17 protein-coding genes are annotated in these 15,835 nt (G+C 66.3%); 11 read left to right on the forward strand and 6 right to left on the reverse strand.

Annotated elements, in window-relative coordinates; translation table 11 throughout:
• The first annotated feature begins 68 nt into the window (after positions 1 to 68).
• Positions 69 to 428, forward strand: a complete 360-nt coding sequence (locus ACYPYD_RS17950; RefSeq protein WP_008828379.1) for a hypothetical protein — start codon at positions 69 to 71, stop codon at positions 426 to 428.
• Positions 429 to 446: 18 nt separating this feature from the next.
• Here ACYPYD_RS17950 and rsmA read toward each other — a convergent pair whose 3' ends face one another.
• The 4 genes from rsmA to ACYPYD_RS17970 form a co-directional block, all read right to left on the reverse strand.
• A complete protein-coding gene (rsmA, locus tag ACYPYD_RS17955) occupies positions 447 to 1,271 on the reverse strand; it encodes a 16S rRNA (adenine(1518)-N(6)/adenine(1519)-N(6))-dimethyltransferase RsmA (RefSeq protein ID WP_008828378.1) in 825 nt (274 codons plus the stop codon).
• Positions 1,272 to 1,410: 139 nt separating this feature from the next.
• A complete protein-coding gene (gene pdxA, locus ACYPYD_RS17960) occupies positions 1,411 to 2,409 on the reverse strand; it encodes a 4-hydroxythreonine-4-phosphate dehydrogenase PdxA (protein WP_459664583.1) in 999 nt (332 codons plus the stop codon).
• A 7-nt stretch (positions 2,410 to 2,416) separates the two neighbouring features.
• Positions 2,417 to 3,763, reverse strand: a complete 1,347-nt coding sequence (locus ACYPYD_RS17965; RefSeq protein WP_459664585.1) for a peptidylprolyl isomerase — start codon at positions 3,761 to 3,763, stop codon at positions 2,417 to 2,419.
• A 196-nt stretch (positions 3,764 to 3,959) separates the two neighbouring features.
• Positions 3,960 to 6,287: an LPS-assembly protein LptD gene (locus ACYPYD_RS17970; protein ID WP_211150070.1), complete on the reverse strand. Its 2,328-nt coding sequence runs from the start codon at positions 6,285 to 6,287 to the stop codon at positions 3,960 to 3,962.
• Between the two features lie 95 nt (positions 6,288 to 6,382).
• Between ACYPYD_RS17970 and ACYPYD_RS17975 the strand changes: the two genes are divergently transcribed.
• From ACYPYD_RS17975 to ACYPYD_RS18000, 6 genes are all read left to right on the forward strand, one after another.
• Positions 6,383 to 7,846, forward strand: coding sequence for a leucyl aminopeptidase (locus ACYPYD_RS17975; RefSeq protein WP_211150069.1), 1,464 nt, complete (start codon positions 6,383 to 6,385; stop codon positions 7,844 to 7,846).
• Positions 7,847 to 7,876: 30 nt separating this feature from the next.
• Positions 7,877 to 8,311, forward strand: coding sequence for a DNA polymerase III subunit chi (locus ACYPYD_RS17980; protein WP_248005897.1), 435 nt, complete (start codon positions 7,877 to 7,879; stop codon positions 8,309 to 8,311).
• Between the two features lie 221 nt (positions 8,312 to 8,532).
• Positions 8,533 to 8,955: a nucleoside-diphosphate kinase gene (gene ndk / locus ACYPYD_RS17985; protein ID WP_036524317.1), complete on the forward strand. Its 423-nt coding sequence runs from the start codon at positions 8,533 to 8,535 to the stop codon at positions 8,953 to 8,955.
• Between the two features lie 119 nt (positions 8,956 to 9,074).
• Complete coding sequence (locus tag ACYPYD_RS17990; RefSeq protein WP_268957456.1) at positions 9,075 to 9,206, forward strand: hypothetical protein; 132 nt, start codon at positions 9,075 to 9,077, stop codon at positions 9,204 to 9,206.
• 95 nt (positions 9,207 to 9,301) lie between these two features.
• Positions 9,302 to 9,547, forward strand: coding sequence for a hypothetical protein (locus ACYPYD_RS17995; RefSeq protein ID WP_459664591.1), 246 nt, complete (start codon positions 9,302 to 9,304; stop codon positions 9,545 to 9,547).
• Positions 9,548 to 9,639: 92 nt separating this feature from the next.
• Entirely contained in the window at positions 9,640 to 10,314 is a 675-nt protein-coding gene (locus tag ACYPYD_RS18000; RefSeq protein WP_459664594.1) for a hypothetical protein, read from the forward strand.
• On the opposite strand, the gene purN is transcribed toward ACYPYD_RS18000, so the two are convergent.
• Positions 10,311 to 11,261, reverse strand: coding sequence for a phosphoribosylglycinamide formyltransferase (gene purN, locus ACYPYD_RS18005; RefSeq protein WP_459664595.1), 951 nt, complete (start codon positions 11,259 to 11,261; stop codon positions 10,311 to 10,313). The two genes, ACYPYD_RS18000 and purN, sit on opposite strands and share 4 nt — an antisense overlap.
• Positions 11,262 to 11,394: 133 nt before the next feature.
• A complete protein-coding gene (purM, locus tag ACYPYD_RS18010; protein WP_459664598.1) occupies positions 11,395 to 12,498 on the reverse strand; it encodes a phosphoribosylformylglycinamidine cyclo-ligase in 1,104 nt (367 codons plus the stop codon).
• Positions 12,499 to 12,567: 69 nt separating this feature from the next.
• On the opposite strand from purM, the gene ACYPYD_RS18015 reads away from it, so the two are divergent.
• From ACYPYD_RS18015 to ACYPYD_RS18030, 4 genes are all read left to right on the forward strand, one after another.
• A complete protein-coding gene (locus ACYPYD_RS18015) occupies positions 12,568 to 13,839 on the forward strand; it encodes a heavy-metal-associated domain-containing protein (protein ID WP_285017784.1) in 1,272 nt (423 codons plus the stop codon).
• Between the two features lie 10 nt (positions 13,840 to 13,849).
• Positions 13,850 to 14,482 carry an HdaA/DnaA family protein gene (locus ACYPYD_RS18020; protein ID WP_271184245.1) on the forward strand — a complete coding sequence of 211 codons (633 nt, stop codon included), beginning with the start codon at positions 13,850 to 13,852 and terminating at the stop codon, positions 14,480 to 14,482.
• Positions 14,483 to 14,622: 140 nt separating this feature from the next.
• Positions 14,623 to 15,318, forward strand: a complete 696-nt coding sequence (epsC, locus tag ACYPYD_RS18025) for a serine O-acetyltransferase EpsC (protein WP_008828412.1) — start codon at positions 14,623 to 14,625, stop codon at positions 15,316 to 15,318.
• 8 nt (positions 15,319 to 15,326) lie between these two features.
• Entirely contained in the window at positions 15,327 to 15,686 is a 360-nt protein-coding gene (locus ACYPYD_RS18030) for a DUF2794 domain-containing protein (RefSeq protein WP_008828411.1), read from the forward strand.
• Positions 15,687 to 15,835: the final 149 nt, after the last annotated feature.

A 15,835-nucleotide genomic window follows, 5' to 3' on the forward strand; every position in this document is an offset into this window, starting at 1 on the left:
GTCCCGCGCGATGCGGGGCGGGCCTTTTCGTTGGCGCGCGCTATAGCGGCTCAGGTTTGGAGAATACGATGAGCAATCCGTCGAAGGCGTGGGACGCCCCGCAAGTGCGCAAATGGCTGGAGCGCCGGTTCGAAGCGGCAAAGCTCGACCAGGCGGATGCCGACAGGCGCGGCTACGAGGCGCAGGACGACTACGACAAGGCGGCGGCCGAGGAATGGGTCTGCCGGACGCTGAAGGCGGCGGACTGCGTGGACGACCAGACCGCCTTCGCCGCGCGGATCAAGGAACTGATCGCTGAGGACGAATACCGGGTGACGGGCATCTATGACGATGCGCGCTTCCAGCGGAACGTCCGCGGCCAGCTACGCAAGCTGGCCAAGATGACCAAGGCGAACGAAGGGTTCGAAAAGACGCTGCGATATCAGTGAGCGCGGCGCGGCGGGCGATCAGGCTTTCGTCAAAGCCTTGGCCACGCTCACGAACTCCGCGACCGACAGCGTTTCGGCCCGGCGCTGGGCGTCGATACCGAGGGCTTCCAGCGCATCCAGTGCGCCGGGCACGCCCTTGAGGCTCTGGCGCAGCATCTTGCGGCGCTGGCCGAAGGCGCCCTCGGTCACGCGCTCCAGCACGCGCATGGAAACGCCCTCGGGCGCTTCGCGGGGCACGACGTGGACGATCGCCGACATGACCTTGGGCGGCGGGGTGAAGGCGCTGCGGTGGACCTTCATCGCCAGCTTCGCCTTCGAGCGCCACTGCGCCAGCACCGCAAGGCGGCCATAGGCGGAAGTATCCGGCTCGGCGACGATGCGGCGGGCGACTTCCTCCTGGAACATCAGCGTCAGCGAGGCCCACTGCGGCGGCCATGCCTCTCCCGATAGCCAGCCGGTGAACAGCGCCGTGCCGACGTTGTAGGGCAGGTTGGAGAGGATGTGATACTCGCCCGCGAACAGCGTCTTCGGATCGATCTTGAGCGCGTCGCCCTCGATGACCTTGAGCTTGCCGGGGAATGCCTCCGCCAGTTCGGCGAGGGCGGGCAGGCAGCGGCGGTCCATCTCAATCGCGGTGACGTTGGCGCCCGCACGCAGCAGGGCGCGGGTCAGGCCGCCGGGGCCGGGGCCGACTTCGAGCACGTCCTTGCCGTCCAGCGATCCGGGAATCGCGGCGATGCGGTCGAGCAGTTGCTCATCGAACAGGAAGTTCTGGCCGAGCGCCTTGGAGGCCGAAAGGCCGTGGCGGGCGATAACTTCGCGTAAGGGGGGGAGGGTGGTCATTGCGTAAGTGCCCACCCCGTCCGGCTAGGCGGTAAACCGCCAAGCCTACCGGCCCTCCCGCAAGCGGGAGGGCTGAACGGTGCTGCTCCCCTCCCGCTTGCGGAAGGGGCGGGGGGTGGGCCTACTAGTGGATTCGTCTTCATGCGGCCCTCCGCGCGGCGCATTCGCCGGCCATGCGGATCGCGGCGATCATCGCGCCGGCGCTCGCCATGCCCTTGCCGGCGATGGCGAAGGCGGTGCCGTGGTCGGGCGAGGTGCGCACGATCGGCAGGCCGAGTGTCACGTTCACGCCCTGATCGAAGTCGAGCGTCTTGATCGGGATCAGCGCCTGATCGTGGTACATGCATAGCGCCACGTCGTAGCCCTCGCGCGCGTGGGCGGCGAACAGGGCGTCGGCGGGATGCGGGCCGGTGACGGCCAGCCCCTCGGCCTGCAGGGCGGCGATGGCGGGGATGATGACGTCGCGGTCCTCGGTGCCCATGCGGCCGTCCTCGCCCGCGTGGGGGTTGAGGCCGGTGATCGCGATGCGCGCCGATGGCAGGCCGAAATCGCGGGCGAGGGCGCGGGCGACGATGCGGGCCTTGCTCTCGATGAGGTCGCGGGTGACGAGGCCCGGCACTGCCGCCAGTGCTTCGTGGACGGTCAGCGGCACGGTGCGCAAGGACGGCCCGGCGAGCATCATCACGGCTGCCTCGTGGGGCAAGCCGCAGGCGTCGGCGAGGAATTCGGTCTGCCCGGGCTGGGTGAAGCCGACTGCGGCCAGTTTCGACTTGGCGATCGGGCCGGTGACCACGCCGCCCGCCTCGCCCGACATCGCGAGCGCGGTGGCCGTGGTCAGCGAGTGCAGGGCGAGCGCCGCGCCTTCGATGGTCGGTTCGCCGAATGCCGGGGCACAGTCCTCGGCGCCCAGCACGGGCAGGGCCGAGCCGAATACGCTTGCCGCTTCACTGGCTGCGGAGATCGACGCGACAGGCAGGTCGATCCCGCGCGTCGCCGCTGCTGCACGTAGAACAGCCGCGCCGCCTACGACGAAGAACGGCGCGAGGGCCATTTCCCTGCGCCGCACCCAGCTTTCGGCAATCACTTCGGGGGCGATCCCGGCGGGATCGCCCAAAGACACGGCGAGTGGAGCCGTCATATTCCGATCAGTTGTATTCGATGACGGCATCACGGCGCAGGTCGCGCAGGTAGGTCTGCGCGCGCTTGTTGACGCGGTCGTCCTCGAGCTGGGCCTGAAGCTGTTCGAAGCTCGGGCCGCTCTCGGTCTGCGGGTCGTCGCGGCCGCACAGCATGAGGATGCGCACGCCGTCTTCGAGCGAGCCGAACGGCGGCAGTGTTTCGCCGGGCGAAAGCTGCAGGATCGAGTTCTGGATCTGCGCCGGAAGGTCGCGCGCCTTGACCTGGTCGTTGGTGACGACTTGCGCGCCGAGACCCTTGGCCACGCCATCGACGTCGCCGCAGCCCTTGGCCGCCTTCATCGCGGTCTGGAACGCCTCGGCGCGCTTGCCGGCCTCGGCCTCGCTCACGCCCTTGGGGAAGGGCAGCGAGATCTGCTTCAGCGCGAGAACCGCGTCGCGCGGATCGGCGGTGAGGACCTGGCGCTTGTCGATCAGGTAAAGGATGTCGAAACCGCCGGGCACCTCGATCGGGCCGACCAGCTGGCCGGATTCCATGTCGCGGGCGACGGCCTGCAGTTCGGTGGGCAACTGCGCAAGGCGCACCCAGCCCAGGTCGCCGCCGACCGAGGCAGTGCTCGCCTGCGAATACTGGCGGGCATAGGCGACGAAGCTGCCGCCACCCTTGAGCTGCTGCACGATCTGCGAGGCGTTCTGGTAGACCTGATCGCGCGCCTCGGGCGAGGCGGCGAGGTAGATTTCACCGAGGCGGTACTCGTCGGTGCCCTTGGCGGCCTTGAGGCGGGCCAGCACGTCGTTCACTTCGTCGTCGGAAACGTTGATGAAGGGCTGGACGTTGCGCTGGAGCAGGCGCTGCCACGAAAGCTCGCCGCGAATCTGGCGCTTGAGCGAGTCCGCCGAGGAACCGACGCGCTTGAGGTAAGCGTCCATGGCGGAGGTGTTCTGGCCGAAGTTCTGCTGCGCGACGCGGGCGTAGGACTGGTTGATCTCGGCCTCGTCTACCGAGACGTCGGCGGCCTTGGCCTCCTGGATCTGCAGCGTCTCATCGATGAGGTTGCGCAGGACCTGCAGGCGCAGGCGCTTGAGTTCTTCCTCGTCGATCTTGCCCTGGTTGGCCGCGACGATGAGGGCAAGGCGCTGGTCGACGTCGGTGCCGGTGATGACGTCGCCATTCACGACCGCAGTGGCGCGGCGCATGTTCGGGTTGTCGTTGCCGAAAATCTTCACATCGTCGGGGATCGAAATCTCGCCCTGCGGAGCGGATTGAGCATGAACGGTCAGCGCGGAAGACATCGCAGCGAGGCCGCCGACGCAAAGGAGGGCGCGCTTGAGGAACTTGCGGTTAACTGCTTGCACCGTTGTATCAATCCCGTTTTCGACCGACCCGTGGGGCCGGTGCATCAACGGCGGGAAGTCCCGAAGCCGGGAATTGCCGCCGCATTTATCCAAGTCACACCTGCCGGGAGGCGGCTTAACTGAAAATGAGCACACCCGATAGCGGCTTTGCCGGAATGTGCCAATCTTTGCTCGTGCGTATCGGGCGAAGGCGAACCTAGATGCCGCCGCCTATGTTCTTCAGCGCGAAGCCCAGCTGGAACGAGTCGCCGCGCTTCACGTCGCCGAGCGCCACGTAATCGCGGCGCCAGGTCAGCGAAATCTGGACGCAGTCGTCTTCGTAGGCCGCGCCGAAGCGCGTGCGCAGCGGCTGGAAACCGTTGGAGCCGTATTGCAGGTTGTCCTTGCGGCTGGTCATGTTGACGACGGCCGAGCCGAACATCGACCAGTAGCGGGCAAACGCGATACGCCCTGCAGCGCGCAGTTCCTCCCTGTCCTGCAAGTCTTCGACGCTGTTGACGATGTTGCGATTGAGGCGGGTGTAACCCAGTTCGAGGTAGCTCTGGGTATTGCCGATCACCGCATCGAATTCGTTGCGGCGCACGGCCATCGTGTCCTTGTCCAGCCTGAAGCGGTGGATAAAGTTCAGGAAGTCCCGGTAACGGATTTCGGTGCGGCCGACGATGTCGGAGGTCTTGTTCGACAGACCGGTGCCATCGGGCAGAACGGTGTTCTGGTTGCTCAGGCGCACCGACTGGCCCACCGTGGTCTTGATCTTCCAGCGCGGCCGCTCGAACTGCCAGTCGAAGCCGTAGGTGAAGCGCACGCCGTCCTCGACCCGGTCGTAGCCCGGGAAGCGGTTGAGAGCGAAGAGGTTGCCGGTGTCGAGATCGACCGCGCGCGAATCCTCGTTAGGGATCGCGAGGTTCCGGAAGTGGGGCGAGGCGACCAACTGGACGCGCGGGGTCAGCACCTGCGTGCCGCCGAATGCCTGCCCTACCAGCGGCCACTTTACATCCACCGCCGCCGTCGCGATGCCGCGCTCCTGCCAGCCGGCGAGCCCGCGATACAGGTCTTCCGTGGTCAGGGCGTTGTCGGAGGAGTGGTAGACGTCACCGCGCACGAGCCCGGTAACGGTGATTTCCTGGCCCATGCGGGTCAGCTGGCGCAGCGACCATTGCGCACTGGCGAAGGCACGCTGGGTGTCCTGCCCGTCGGTCCGGCTGATGTTGAGCGAATTGGCCTGAATCTCGAATTTGCCGCCGAGGAGCGGGTCGTCGATGCGGCGGCGATAATCGATCATCGGCAGCGCCACCGGGATCAGGCCCTGCTGGCGGCTGGCTACCAGGGTCTGCGTGGCGTAGCCCGCGATCGAGAAGTAGCTGTCCTGGTCGATCCGCTCCACTTCGACCATCGAGCGCAGGCGGTCGTCGCGGTTGTTGTCGTAGCGGCGCAGGAAGGTGCGGTCGGTCGCGCGCCGGATCGAGGCGGTGACGCTCCAGTTGTCGTCTAGCTGGAACTTGCCGTTGGCGAAGATGTAGCCGCGGAACGAACGGTTTCCGCTGGTGATCTCCTCACCCGTGCCGCTGTAGATCGGGATGCTGCTGCTGGCGGTGGCGAGGCCGGTGATCTGGTAGGCGCCCTTGTCGGTCAGCGCGCGGTACTGCAGCGATGCCATCGGCGCGGCCTTGGTGAAGGCCGAGATCGTGCCGGTGAGGTCGCGGTTCTCCGCGAGCTTCCAGTAGTACGACTGCGCGATCTCGATGCCGTTCGATGGGCTCGACTTGAGGTCGGGCATCAGGAAGCCGGAGACGGCGTGGCCGTCGGTGCTGATCGTCAGGCCGAACAACGGCAGTTGCACCGCGCTGAACAGCTCGATCCGGGCGTCCTTGAAGCGCACGCGCTTCTGCGTGTCGGAATAGATGACCTGTTTGGCGACGATGCGCCAGCTGGGCTTCTTGGGGCAGCCGTCATCGTCGGTGACGTCGCAGCCGGTGTAGGCCGCCTTGTGGAGAATGACGTCGCCGTTGGCGATCCGCTCGCCCTTGAGCGCGGCGAGGCGGCCGCCTTCGCGCATGACGAGGAGCAGGTTCTCCATCATGCCGGTCTTGAGTTCGTCGGTCAGCTCGACTTGTCCGGTATAGAGCTGGTTGCCGTCCTGATCGACCATGCGGACATTGCCGTCGGCAAGGATCTTGCCGCTCTGGCGGTTCCAGGTGACCTTGTCGGCGCGGACCGACTGGACCTGTCCCTGGGGATCACGGCGGCGCAGGACGACGTTGCCGGTCGCGGTGACGACTTCGCTGTTCTGCTCGTACTGGACGTCGTCGGCCTCGAAGGCGACGGGCTCGGTCTCGCCGGTGGACACCGGCGGGGCGGCGGGCGCGCCGGCGATCGGGCCGGTATCAACGGGGCGGGCCACGTCCTGCGCAAAAGCGGCGTGGGGCGCGCAAAGCGTCGCGATTCCGAGGGCGAGCGCGTGCAGCGAAAGCGGACGCAAGCGGCGGAACGGGGCTTGCAGCGAAGTCTGCACGGCTGGGAGCATGGGTTGCCTATCGCATCGCCTGTGCCTAACTGCAATCCAGTCATGCGGTGAAGCGCACAAGATCGGCGTTTCACCGGGGAAATCCAGGAGAATCCATGAAGATCCAGTTCCTTGGCGCGGCGGATGAGTCGGCTTCAGGCGTCATCGCGCGTCTCGTCAATCAGGACGCCGTGCCTGCAGACCTCGAAGCGGTGCTGGCGGAAGGCGCGAAGCGTGCGCGTTTCACGGGCAAGGCGGGCCAGGTCTTCGAAGGTTTCGTCGAGCGCAGCGGTAAAGCCGTGCGCCTGGCGCTGGCGGGAATCGGCGAGGCTTCGGCGAAAGACCGCAAGGCTGCGGTGGAAAAAGCCGGCGCGGCTGTCGTCGCCAAGTACCTCACCAGCGGCGAGACCGCGCTTACGCTCGACGTCACCGGCGCGGGTCTCTCGGCGGAGGAAGCGGCAGGGGCACTGCTCGGCGCGCAGCTGCGTTCGTGGCGCCATGACGTCTATCGCACCAAGCTGGCCGCCGATGCGAAGCCGAGCCTCGCCGAAGTCTCGCTCGTCGGCGCGCCCGAAGGCACCGAGGCGGTTTGGGAGATCGAGCAGGCGATCGCGCAGGGCGTTTCCTTCACCCGCGAACTCGTCACCGAGCCCGCGAACGTGATCTATCCCGAGAGCTTCGTGGAGCGCTGCAAGGCGCGCATGGAGGGCTCTGGCCTCAAGATTCGCGTGCTCGACGACAAGGAGATGGCGGCGCTCGGCATGGGCTCGCTGCTCGGTGTTGCGCAAGGTTCGGTTCGGCCTGCGCGCCTGCTGGTTATGGAGTGGCTGGGCGGCGAAGAGGGTGCGAAGCCAGTCGCCTTCGTCGGCAAGGGCGTGACTTTCGACACCGGCGGCATCAGCCTCAAGCCGCCCGCAGGCATGGAAGACATGAAGTGGGACATGGGCGGCGCCGGTGCGGTGGCCGGCACCATGCTCGCCCTCGCGCTGCGCAAGGCGAAGGCCAACGTCATCGGCGTGTGCGGCCTTGTCGAGAACATGCCTGACGGCAATGCCCAGCGCCCGGGCGACGTGGTGACCTCCATGTCGGGCCAGACCATCGAGGTCATCAACACCGACGCCGAAGGCCGCCTCGTCCTGTGCGACGCACTGACCTGGGTTCAGCGCGAATATGCGCCCGCCAAGGTGATCGACCTCGCGACCCTGACCGGCGCGATCATCCTCAGCCTCTCGCACGAATATGCGGGCCTGTTCTCGAACAACGACGGTCTTGCGGCCGAGTTGAACACGGCGGGCGATGCCTCCGGCGATCGCCTGTGGCGCATGCCGATGGGGCCGGCATACGACAAGATGATCGACAGCCCGATCGCCGACATGAAGAACGTCGGCCCCCGCTTCGGCGGCTCGATCACGGCGGCGCAGTTCCTGTTGCGCTTCATCGAGAACGACACCCCCTGGGCGCATCTCGACATCGCGGGCACGGTGTGGACCGACAAGCCCGGCGCTACCTGGGACAAGGGCGCGACCGGCTTCGGCGTGCGCCTGCTCGATCGCTTCGTGCGCGACACGATCGAAGCCTGAGCCAGAAAAGGACGCGGTTGAGTGCAGGTCATGTTCTATGAACTCAGCCGCGACCCGGCCCATGCGGTCGTGCCGTTGCTGGCCCGGCGCATCGTCGAGGGCGGGGGGCGCGTGCTCGTGGTCTCCGCCGACGAGCAGCAGCGCGGCCGGATCTCGGCGGCGCTGTGGTCGCACCGGCCGGACGGCTTCCTCGCCAACGGCCAGATGGGCGAGGGCGGCGAGGAGCGTCAGCCGATCCTCCTGTCCGACATTCCCGACCCGGTGAACGGCGCCCGTTTCCTCGTCATCGCCGACGGCGTGTGGTGTGAGGGCGAGGAGCCGTTCGAGCGCACGTTCTACCTCTTCGACGACGAGACCAAACCGCAGGCCCGCGAGGTCTGGCGTGACTTGCGCGGGCGCGAAGGGGTTAAGAAGGAATACTGGGCGCAGGAAGACGGCCGCTGGGCCAAGAAGGCGGAAGAGTAAGACCAAGGCGTCAGGCCCACCCCTGGCCCCTCCCGCAAGCGGGAGGGGAGAAGAAGGCGCGATCGCCCGCCCGCTTGCGGGAGGGCCGGAAGGCTTGGCGATTTATCGCCTAGCCGTACGGGGTGGGCCTCGAACCGGGCCGCAATGCCCACCTTGCGGACAACCCCATTCCCGGCTAGGGGCGCGCCCAACAATAACGCCCTTGTCCAAGGAATAGTCCCATGGCGGTTACCCGCACCTTTTCGATCATCAAGCCCGACGCCACCCGCCGCAACCTGACCGGCGCCGTCACCAAGATGCTCGAGGAAGCCGGCCTGCGCGTCGTCGCCTCCAAGCGCATCCAGATGTCGAAGGAACAGGCTGAGGGCTTCTACGCCGTCCACGCCGAGCGTCCGTTCTTCAACGACCTGGTTTCGTTCATGATTTCCGGCCCCGTCGTCGTCCAGGTGCTCGAAGGCGAAGACGCCGTGAAGCGCAACCGTGACATCATGGGCGCCACCAACCCCGAGAACGCCGACGCCGGCACCATCCGCAAGGAACTGGCCGAATCGATCGAAGCCAACTCGGTCCACGGTTCGGATTCGGAAGAGAACGCGGCGATCGAGATCGCCTACTTCTTCAAGCCGGAAGAGATCGTCGGCTGAAGCTGACGGTTAAATCTTCGTAATTCGGGAGAGGGTCGCCGGTTTCGGCGGCCTTTTTCTTTTGGCGCTTGTGGAATGGGGGCTTAGTCTAAGGTTAATTCTTTATATCGGAAACTTTGATGGCCAAGACGATCCTCATTGCGGCATCCCTGTCGTTCTGCGCAGCGGTGCTGATGTCGCATGCAGCCAATACCGATCCCGCGAAAGCAGGCACGGGAATCGAGGCACGGGCGGCGACACCTCATCGCTGACCGCCTATCCATCGGCACGGCGCTGCGCGCGCGCCGAGTTTCGATTTGATGCATCGCGGCTCACTGCTGTACGCTTGCAGCAGAGGAGAACCGTGATGCAGGGAATGGGTGAGGGGGGTGAAACCTGCCCCTTCGAATTCAATTTCGACGAAAAGACCTTCAAGGTTGGCGACACGGTCAGCTTCCGCGTCAACGGCAGCCTCGAAGGCTTCCCTTTCGCGGGCACGCTGACGGAAGTGCACGAGGAGTACGTCCTCATCGCCGGAGACCCGCAGGACCCCGAAAAGCGCTATCGTGGCACGCGCGAGAGCAGGCCGCAGGTCGATTACACCGAAATCTGACTCGGCCGCGTAGGTTCACGGAGGGGCGGAGCAAGCCTCTGTTTACCATCGAGGGCGAGGATCGCTCATGCGGGGCGGCCTGAGGAGACCGCATGACGTTGAAGCAAATCGCATGGATTGCCGGCCTGCTCATGGCATCGTGGCCGCCGGCCGTCTGTCATGCGCAGGATGCACGCGGGGGCGTCACCATCGCCGCAACTGGCGGCTCGCTCGGCATCGGCCCCGAAGTGGGGCTTCGGCTTTCCGAGATCGTCGGAGTCCGGGCTTCCGCGACTTTCCTTGGCCTCGGGCACAATGTCGATGTCGATGACATCAATTACCATGGCGACCTCAAGCTGCGCTCATGGGGCGCGAATGCGGACCTCTATCCCTTCCGCAATGGCTTTCGGCTTTCGGCGGGATTCCGTGTCAGCAGCAACCGCATCGACCTTGTCGCCACCCCGAGCGAGGCGGTGACGGTCGGCCAGCGGGTCTACACGCCCGAAGAGATCGGCACCATCGAGGGCAAGGTCCGCGCCCGACGGTTCGCGCCGACGTTCACTGTCGGCTTTGCAAGGAACCGTGAGCGGGGCTTTGCGTGGAGCCTCGATGCAGGCGTGATGCTCCACGGCAGGCCCCGGACCGAAGACGTCGTCGCCACGGGTGAATTGGCGAGCAACCCGTTATTCCAGGAAGATCTCGCCCGCGAACGCGGCGAAATCGAGAACGAGGTGGACAACTACAAGGTCTACCCGATCGTCCAGCTTTCGGTGGGCTATACCTTTTAGAACTGTCCGGCCGCATCCATCAGCGCGGTGAGCCGCTTGGGCGCCACTGCCCGCCACGACAGCCAGAGCCAGTCGGCGATCGCCTCCCAGTCGGTGTCGCCGCGATCGAGGCGAATGCCGAGCCAGCCGTCGCCGAAGTAGGCGGGGCGGAAGTATAGGTCGTCGTCTTGCTCGATCAGCATCGCCTGTTCGTCGGCGCCGCTGATCTTGATCAGCAGCGCGACGCGGCCGTCCCCGTGATGGTCGGCGCTGAAGTAGGCGAACTTCTTGCCCTTTATCACGCCGAAGCAGGCCATGCCGTGGCTGACCGTCTCATCGCTCTCGGGCAAGGCGAGGGCGCGTTCGCGCACTTGCTCGAGCAGCCATTCGGGCCGCGTCTCGCGCGTCACGAGGTCGGCGAGGCAGCGCGAGTAGAGCTGGTGCTCGGCAATCAATACGCGCGCGGCGAGCGTGTCGGCAGTATCTCCTGGCAGGATCGCAACCGGGGTCTGGCCGAGGATCGGGCCGTCGTCGAGCTGCGCGGTGACGAGGTGGACGGTAACGCCGCCGTGGCTGTCGCCTGCCTCGATCGCGCGGTCATGGGTGTGCAGGCCGGTGTACTTGGGCAGCAGCGAGGGATGGATATTGACCATCCGGCCTTCCCAGCTGCCCACGAATTCCGGCGTCAGGATGCGCATATAGCCCGCCAGCGCGACCCACTGCGCGCCGCTGGCGCGAATCGCCGCGTCCATCCCCGCGTCGTGTTCGGGCCGCTTCATGCCCTTGTGACTGAGCGCGAAGGTCTTCACGCCTTCCGCTTCGGCGAGCCGCAGTCCCTTGGCCTCGGGATCGTTGGCGGCGACCAGCACGATCTCGTAAGGACAGTCGGCCGCGCGGCTCGCATAGAGCAGGGCGGCCATGTTGGTGCCGCTTCCGGAAATTAGTACGGCGACTTTCTGGCGGGTCATTGCGTAATCCCGAACCGTCATCCTGAACTTGTTTCAGGATCCATTGCGCCTCCCGGCATGACCGGGATGTGGCGCACGATGGACCCTGAAACAAGTTCACGGTGACGCAGCGCGTGAGGAGGCGTGGCCTCGATCAACCGATGTGAACGGCTTCCCACGGCTCGCGCGCGGACCACGCCTCGGCCGATCCTGCCACGGTGCAGCCCTTTTCGCCCGGCTCGATCGTGCCGATGGTGAAGACGGTCTCGCCCACGGCTTCCAGTTCCGCCTTGAGCGCTTTGGCTTCGTCAGCCGCGACGGCCATTACCATGCCGACGCCGCAGTTGAAGGTGCGCGCCATCTCGCCCGGCTCGATGTTGCCCTGCGCCTGCAGGAACGCCATCAGGCGCGGCTGCGGCCAGGCATCGGCGTCGATGCGGGCGTGGAGGCCCTTGGGCAGCACGCGCGGGATGTTCTCGAGAAGGCCACCGCCGGTGATGTGGGCGAGGGCGTGGATACGGCCCGCGCGAATGAACGGCAGCAGGCTCTTCACGTAGATGCGGGTCGGCGCGATCAGCGCGTCGATTAGCAGCGTGTCCGAATCGAACAGGGCGGGGCGGTTCAGCTTCCAGCCCTTGTCCTCGGCCAGACGGCGCACCAGCGAATACCCGTTGGAATGGACGCCCGAGGACGCGAGGCCCAGCAGCACGTCGCCGGCCGCGACCTTGTCCCCGGTCAGCTGCTCGCCGCGCTCCACCGCGCCGACGCAGAAGCCCGCGAGGTCATAGTCGCCGGCCGCATACATGCCCGGCATTTCCGCGGTTTCACCGCCGATGAGCGCGCAGCCCGAAATCTTGCAGCCCTCGGCAATGCCCGCCACGACGCGCTCGGCGACGCCATTCTCCAGCTTGCCGGTGGCGAAATAGTCGAGGAAGAACAGCGGCTCGGCGCCCTGCACGATAAGGTCGTTGACGCACATGGCGACGAGGTCGATGCCGATACGGTCGTGGCGGTCGTGGTCGATCGCCAGCTTGACCTTGGTGCCGACGCCGTCGTTGGCGGCGACCAGCAGCGGATCCTTGTAGCCCGCCGCGCGCGGATCGAAGAAGCCGCCGAAGCCTCCCAGTTCCGCGTCGGCGCCGGGGCGCGCGGTGGATTTCGCGAGCGGGGCGATGGCCTTTACCAGCGCGTTACCGGCCGCGATCGAGACGCCGGCCTGCTCGTAGCTATAGCTCTTCTGGGAGTTATCGTCGGACATGTCGGCGCGCCTAGCGCTTTGTGACTTGGATTTCCATCTTCGATTGGGCACAAGGCCCCCGGTTTCGACATGGCAATCACGATTTCCCCCAAAAGCCTGCGGTTCAGCCGCAAGGGTGCCGCCTCCAGGGCTATGTTGTGGTGGGGCGGCGCGGCCGTTCTCGCAGTGGCGACGATCACCGGCGTCCAGCTTCTCGCGCAGATCGAGGGCGATCGCGGCATCGCTCCGCTCGCCAATTCGCAGGACATCCAGGTCAACGGCATCAGCGTCGACGTGACCGCGAAGACCGGCGCGCAGGCCCGGATCGACGGCTGGAAACTGGCGGAAAAGGAAGCCTGGAAGAAGCTGGGCGGCCCCGACATGCCGACAGAATCGATTGATGCGATGGTGACCTCCGTGGTCATCGGGCAGGAGCAGGTCGGCCCCAAGCGCTATATCGCGACGCTCGGCGTCATTTTCGACAAGGCCAAGGCCGGGCAATATGTCGGCGCGGGAGCGGGCTCCGGTCCGCGTTCGGCGCCGCTGCTGCTGATCCCGGTGCTCGATTCGGGCGGTGTCAGGCAGGTCTTCGAGGTGCGCGGGCCATGGCAGCGCGCATGGGCCGAGTTCCAGGCGGCCGCCAGCCCCGTCGATTACGTGCGCCCGACCGGCTCGGGCGGCGAATCGCTGATTCTCACCGCCGGACAGACCTCGCGCCGCAGCCGCCTGTGGTGGCGTACGGTGCTCGGCCAGTTCGACGCCTCCGACGTGGTGATGCCCGTCGCGCGGCTGGAGCGGCAATGGCCCGGCGGCCCGATCAAGGGCACCTTCACCGCGCGCTACGGCCCGGACAACAAGTTTCTCGGCGGCTTCACCATGGACGCCGCCAGCGAGCAGGACCTGCCGCGCATGCTGGAGCAGGCCGTCACCCGCGTCGACGGCCTCTACCGCGACGCGCTGGCGACCGGCGAACTGCGCCCTGACCCCTCTATCAACGCAGGCGGAGAAGCGCTGGACCGCGCCTTTGCCGAGCTGCGCGAAAAGCTGATGCCCAAGGGCGAGGCACCCGTGGTGGTGCCGACGCCGATCCCGGTGATTCGCACCGAAGACGTGTCGGGCGCTCCGGTCGAGACCGTAACGGTCCAGTTCGCTACGCCCGATGCCGCTGCGGTAGACGCCGCGCTCGCCGCCGTCCGCGGTGTGCCGGGCGTGCAGGGTGCGGCGACCGTAAGCCTCGCGATCGGCGGCACCTCGGTCATGCGGGTCACCGTATCGGGCGGAGGCGAGCGGCTTGCGGGTGCCTTGCGCGGGCAGGGTTGGAAGGTTTCCGGCGGGGGCACCTCGCTTAGGATCAGCCGCTAGGATCCTCGCCATGCGACAGATCGCCCTTCCGCTGTCCGCCGCGAGCGACAGTCCGCCGCGCATTGTCGTGGGTGAGGCCAACGCGCCTGCGATCGATGCGCTGATAGAGCCGGGCCAGTGGCCCTTTCGCACCGCGATTCTCTCCGGGCCACCCCGCTCGGGCAAGTCGCTGCTGGCGCGCTGGTTCGTCGAATCGGGCGCGGGCGATGCTGTCGATGATGCGCAAGGCATGCCCGAGGACGCACTGTTCCACCGCTGGAACCGGGCGCAGGAACTGGGCCGGCCGCTGCTGATCGTCGCAGACAAGCCTTTCGCACCGGGCGTAGGCGACAGTGATGGCGAACGCTGGCGGGTACGCCTGCCGGACTTGTCCTCGCGGCTTGGTGCCGCGCTGAACCTTGCGATCGGCGAGCCGGACGATGCGATGCTCATCGCGCTGATGGAAGTGCATGCCGAGATGCGCGGTCTCGTTCTCGATCATTCGGCAACGCAATATCTTGTAGGACGTTGTACCCGTAGCCATGTGGGCGTCGAACGTCTGGTCGCCGCCATCGACCGGCTCAGTCTGGAGCGCAAGACGGCCCCCACAATGGCCATCTGGCGCGACGCGCTGGAAGAGACTAAAGGCGGCGCCCAGACTTAAGGGTTTGTCTGGAAAATGCGCTGCATTTTCCGGGCGGCTGGTGCCGCGAAATGCGCATATCGCGCATTTCCAGACGGTAACGTGAGGGCGGCTTTGCGACAAAAGTTGCAAAGTGGAACGATTGATGGGAATTTCCGGCGATGCTGGGTAATATCATCCGCTATCTGGACTCGGTTGTCGCACGCGATCCTGCGCCGCGTTCGCGTTGGGAAGTGCTGCTTTATCCGGGCGTATGGGCTCTGTTCTGGCACCGCATCGCGCATGCCCTGTTCCAGGCGGACCTGTTCTTCCTCGCCCGCGTGGTGAACCACCTTGCGCGCTTCCTGACCGCGATCGACATCCATCCCGGCGCGCAGATCGGCCGCAATTTCTTCATCGACCACGGCTTCACCGTGATCGGCGAGACCGCGGTGATCGGCGACAACGTGACGATCTACCAGTGCGTGACGCTGGGCGGTTCCAACCCTACCAACGGCGTCGGCGGCAAGCGTCACCCGACCCTGCTCGACAACGTGATCGTCGGTTCGGGCGCGCAGATCATCGGCCCTGTCACCATTGGCCGCCGCGCGCGCATCGGCGCCAGCGCGGTCGTGACCGAAGACGTGCCCGAGGGCGCGACCATGATCGGCCTCAAGGCCCGCTCCACGCTGGTTAAGGCGGAGACCTGGGCCAAGGAATTCATGCCCTACGGCACGCCTTGCAAGGAACCCTGCGAGCCCACAGGCGGCGCCCAGCGCGTCGAGGATCTGGAGCAACAGGTGGCCTTGCTGCGCGCTCAGGTGGAGGAACTTATCTCCGAGCGTCAGCACGCCGCGCGCGAAAACGAGCGCTGGTGAGCCGCTGAATGGTGGCAGGCGGAATTACCTCAGGTAGCGTCGTCCCGTTTCCCGGCGTCCAGCCGTCGCAGGTCGGGTTCGACCGGCTGGAACTCCAGCGAATTCTCGATCTCTACGGCCGGATGGTCGCGGCCGGGCTCTGGCGCGACTACGCGATGGATTTCGCGCGCGAGGCCGCCAGTTTCAGCGCTTTTCGCCGCGCCGCCGAACGCCCGCAGGCGCGGATCGAGAAGCGCCCCTCGCTGCGCGGCAAGCAGGGCATGTGGACACTGTTCGGCGAAGCGGGGCAAGTGCTCAAGCGCGGGCACGAACTCTCGAATGTGCTGAGTTCGCTGGAACGCAAATTGCTCAAGGTGGTCGAGGACTGAGCGTTCTCGGCTGAAAGCCCGTCATCCCAGCGCAGGCTGGGACCGCTTTCGTCATATCGCGAGGTCTCGGCAAGGCTGCGGCGAAACTACACCGGCCCGTCGATAGGGCGCTTCATGGCCATAGCGGTCCCAGCCTTCGCTGGGATGAC

Source organism: Novosphingobium sp. 11B (genome assembly GCF_054589055.1).

Excerpts from the sequence above, each read along its gene's own strand:
- ACYPYD_RS17950 (WP_008828379.1), top strand. The coding sequence starts at position 69 with ATGAGCAATCCGTCGAAGGCGTGGGACGCCCCGCAAGTGCGCAAATGG.
- rsmA (WP_008828378.1), bottom strand. The coding sequence starts at position 1,271 with ATGACCACCCTCCCCCCCTTACGCGAAGTTATCGCCCGCCACGGCCTT.
- pdxA (WP_459664583.1), bottom strand. The coding sequence starts at position 2,409 with ATGACGGCTCCACTCGCCGTGTCTTTGGGCGATCCCGCCGGGATCGCC.
- ACYPYD_RS17970 (WP_211150070.1), bottom strand. The coding sequence starts at position 6,287 with ATGCTCCCAGCCGTGCAGACTTCGCTGCAAGCCCCGTTCCGCCGCTTG.
- ACYPYD_RS17975 (WP_211150069.1), top strand. The coding sequence starts at position 6,383 with ATGAAGATCCAGTTCCTTGGCGCGGCGGATGAGTCGGCTTCAGGCGTC.
- ACYPYD_RS17980 (WP_248005897.1), top strand. The coding sequence starts at position 7,877 with ATGTTCTATGAACTCAGCCGCGACCCGGCCCATGCGGTCGTGCCGTTG.
- ndk (WP_036524317.1), top strand. The coding sequence starts at position 8,533 with ATGGCGGTTACCCGCACCTTTTCGATCATCAAGCCCGACGCCACCCGC.
- ACYPYD_RS17990 (WP_268957456.1), top strand. The coding sequence starts at position 9,075 with ATGGCCAAGACGATCCTCATTGCGGCATCCCTGTCGTTCTGCGCAGCG.
- ACYPYD_RS17995 (WP_459664591.1), top strand. The coding sequence starts at position 9,302 with ATGCAGGGAATGGGTGAGGGGGGTGAAACCTGCCCCTTCGAATTCAAT.
- ACYPYD_RS18000 (WP_459664594.1), top strand. The coding sequence starts at position 9,640 with ATGACGTTGAAGCAAATCGCATGGATTGCCGGCCTGCTCATGGCATCG.
- purN (WP_459664595.1), bottom strand. The coding sequence starts at position 11,261 with ATGACCCGCCAGAAAGTCGCCGTACTAATTTCCGGAAGCGGCACCAAC.
- purM (WP_459664598.1), bottom strand. The coding sequence starts at position 12,498 with ATGTCCGACGATAACTCCCAGAAGAGCTATAGCTACGAGCAGGCCGGC.
- ACYPYD_RS18015 (WP_285017784.1), top strand. The coding sequence starts at position 12,568 with ATGGCAATCACGATTTCCCCCAAAAGCCTGCGGTTCAGCCGCAAGGGT.
- ACYPYD_RS18020 (WP_271184245.1), top strand. The coding sequence starts at position 13,850 with ATGCGACAGATCGCCCTTCCGCTGTCCGCCGCGAGCGACAGTCCGCCG.
- epsC (WP_008828412.1), top strand. The coding sequence starts at position 14,623 with ATGCTGGGTAATATCATCCGCTATCTGGACTCGGTTGTCGCACGCGAT.
- ACYPYD_RS18030 (WP_008828411.1), top strand. The coding sequence starts at position 15,327 with ATGGTGGCAGGCGGAATTACCTCAGGTAGCGTCGTCCCGTTTCCCGGC.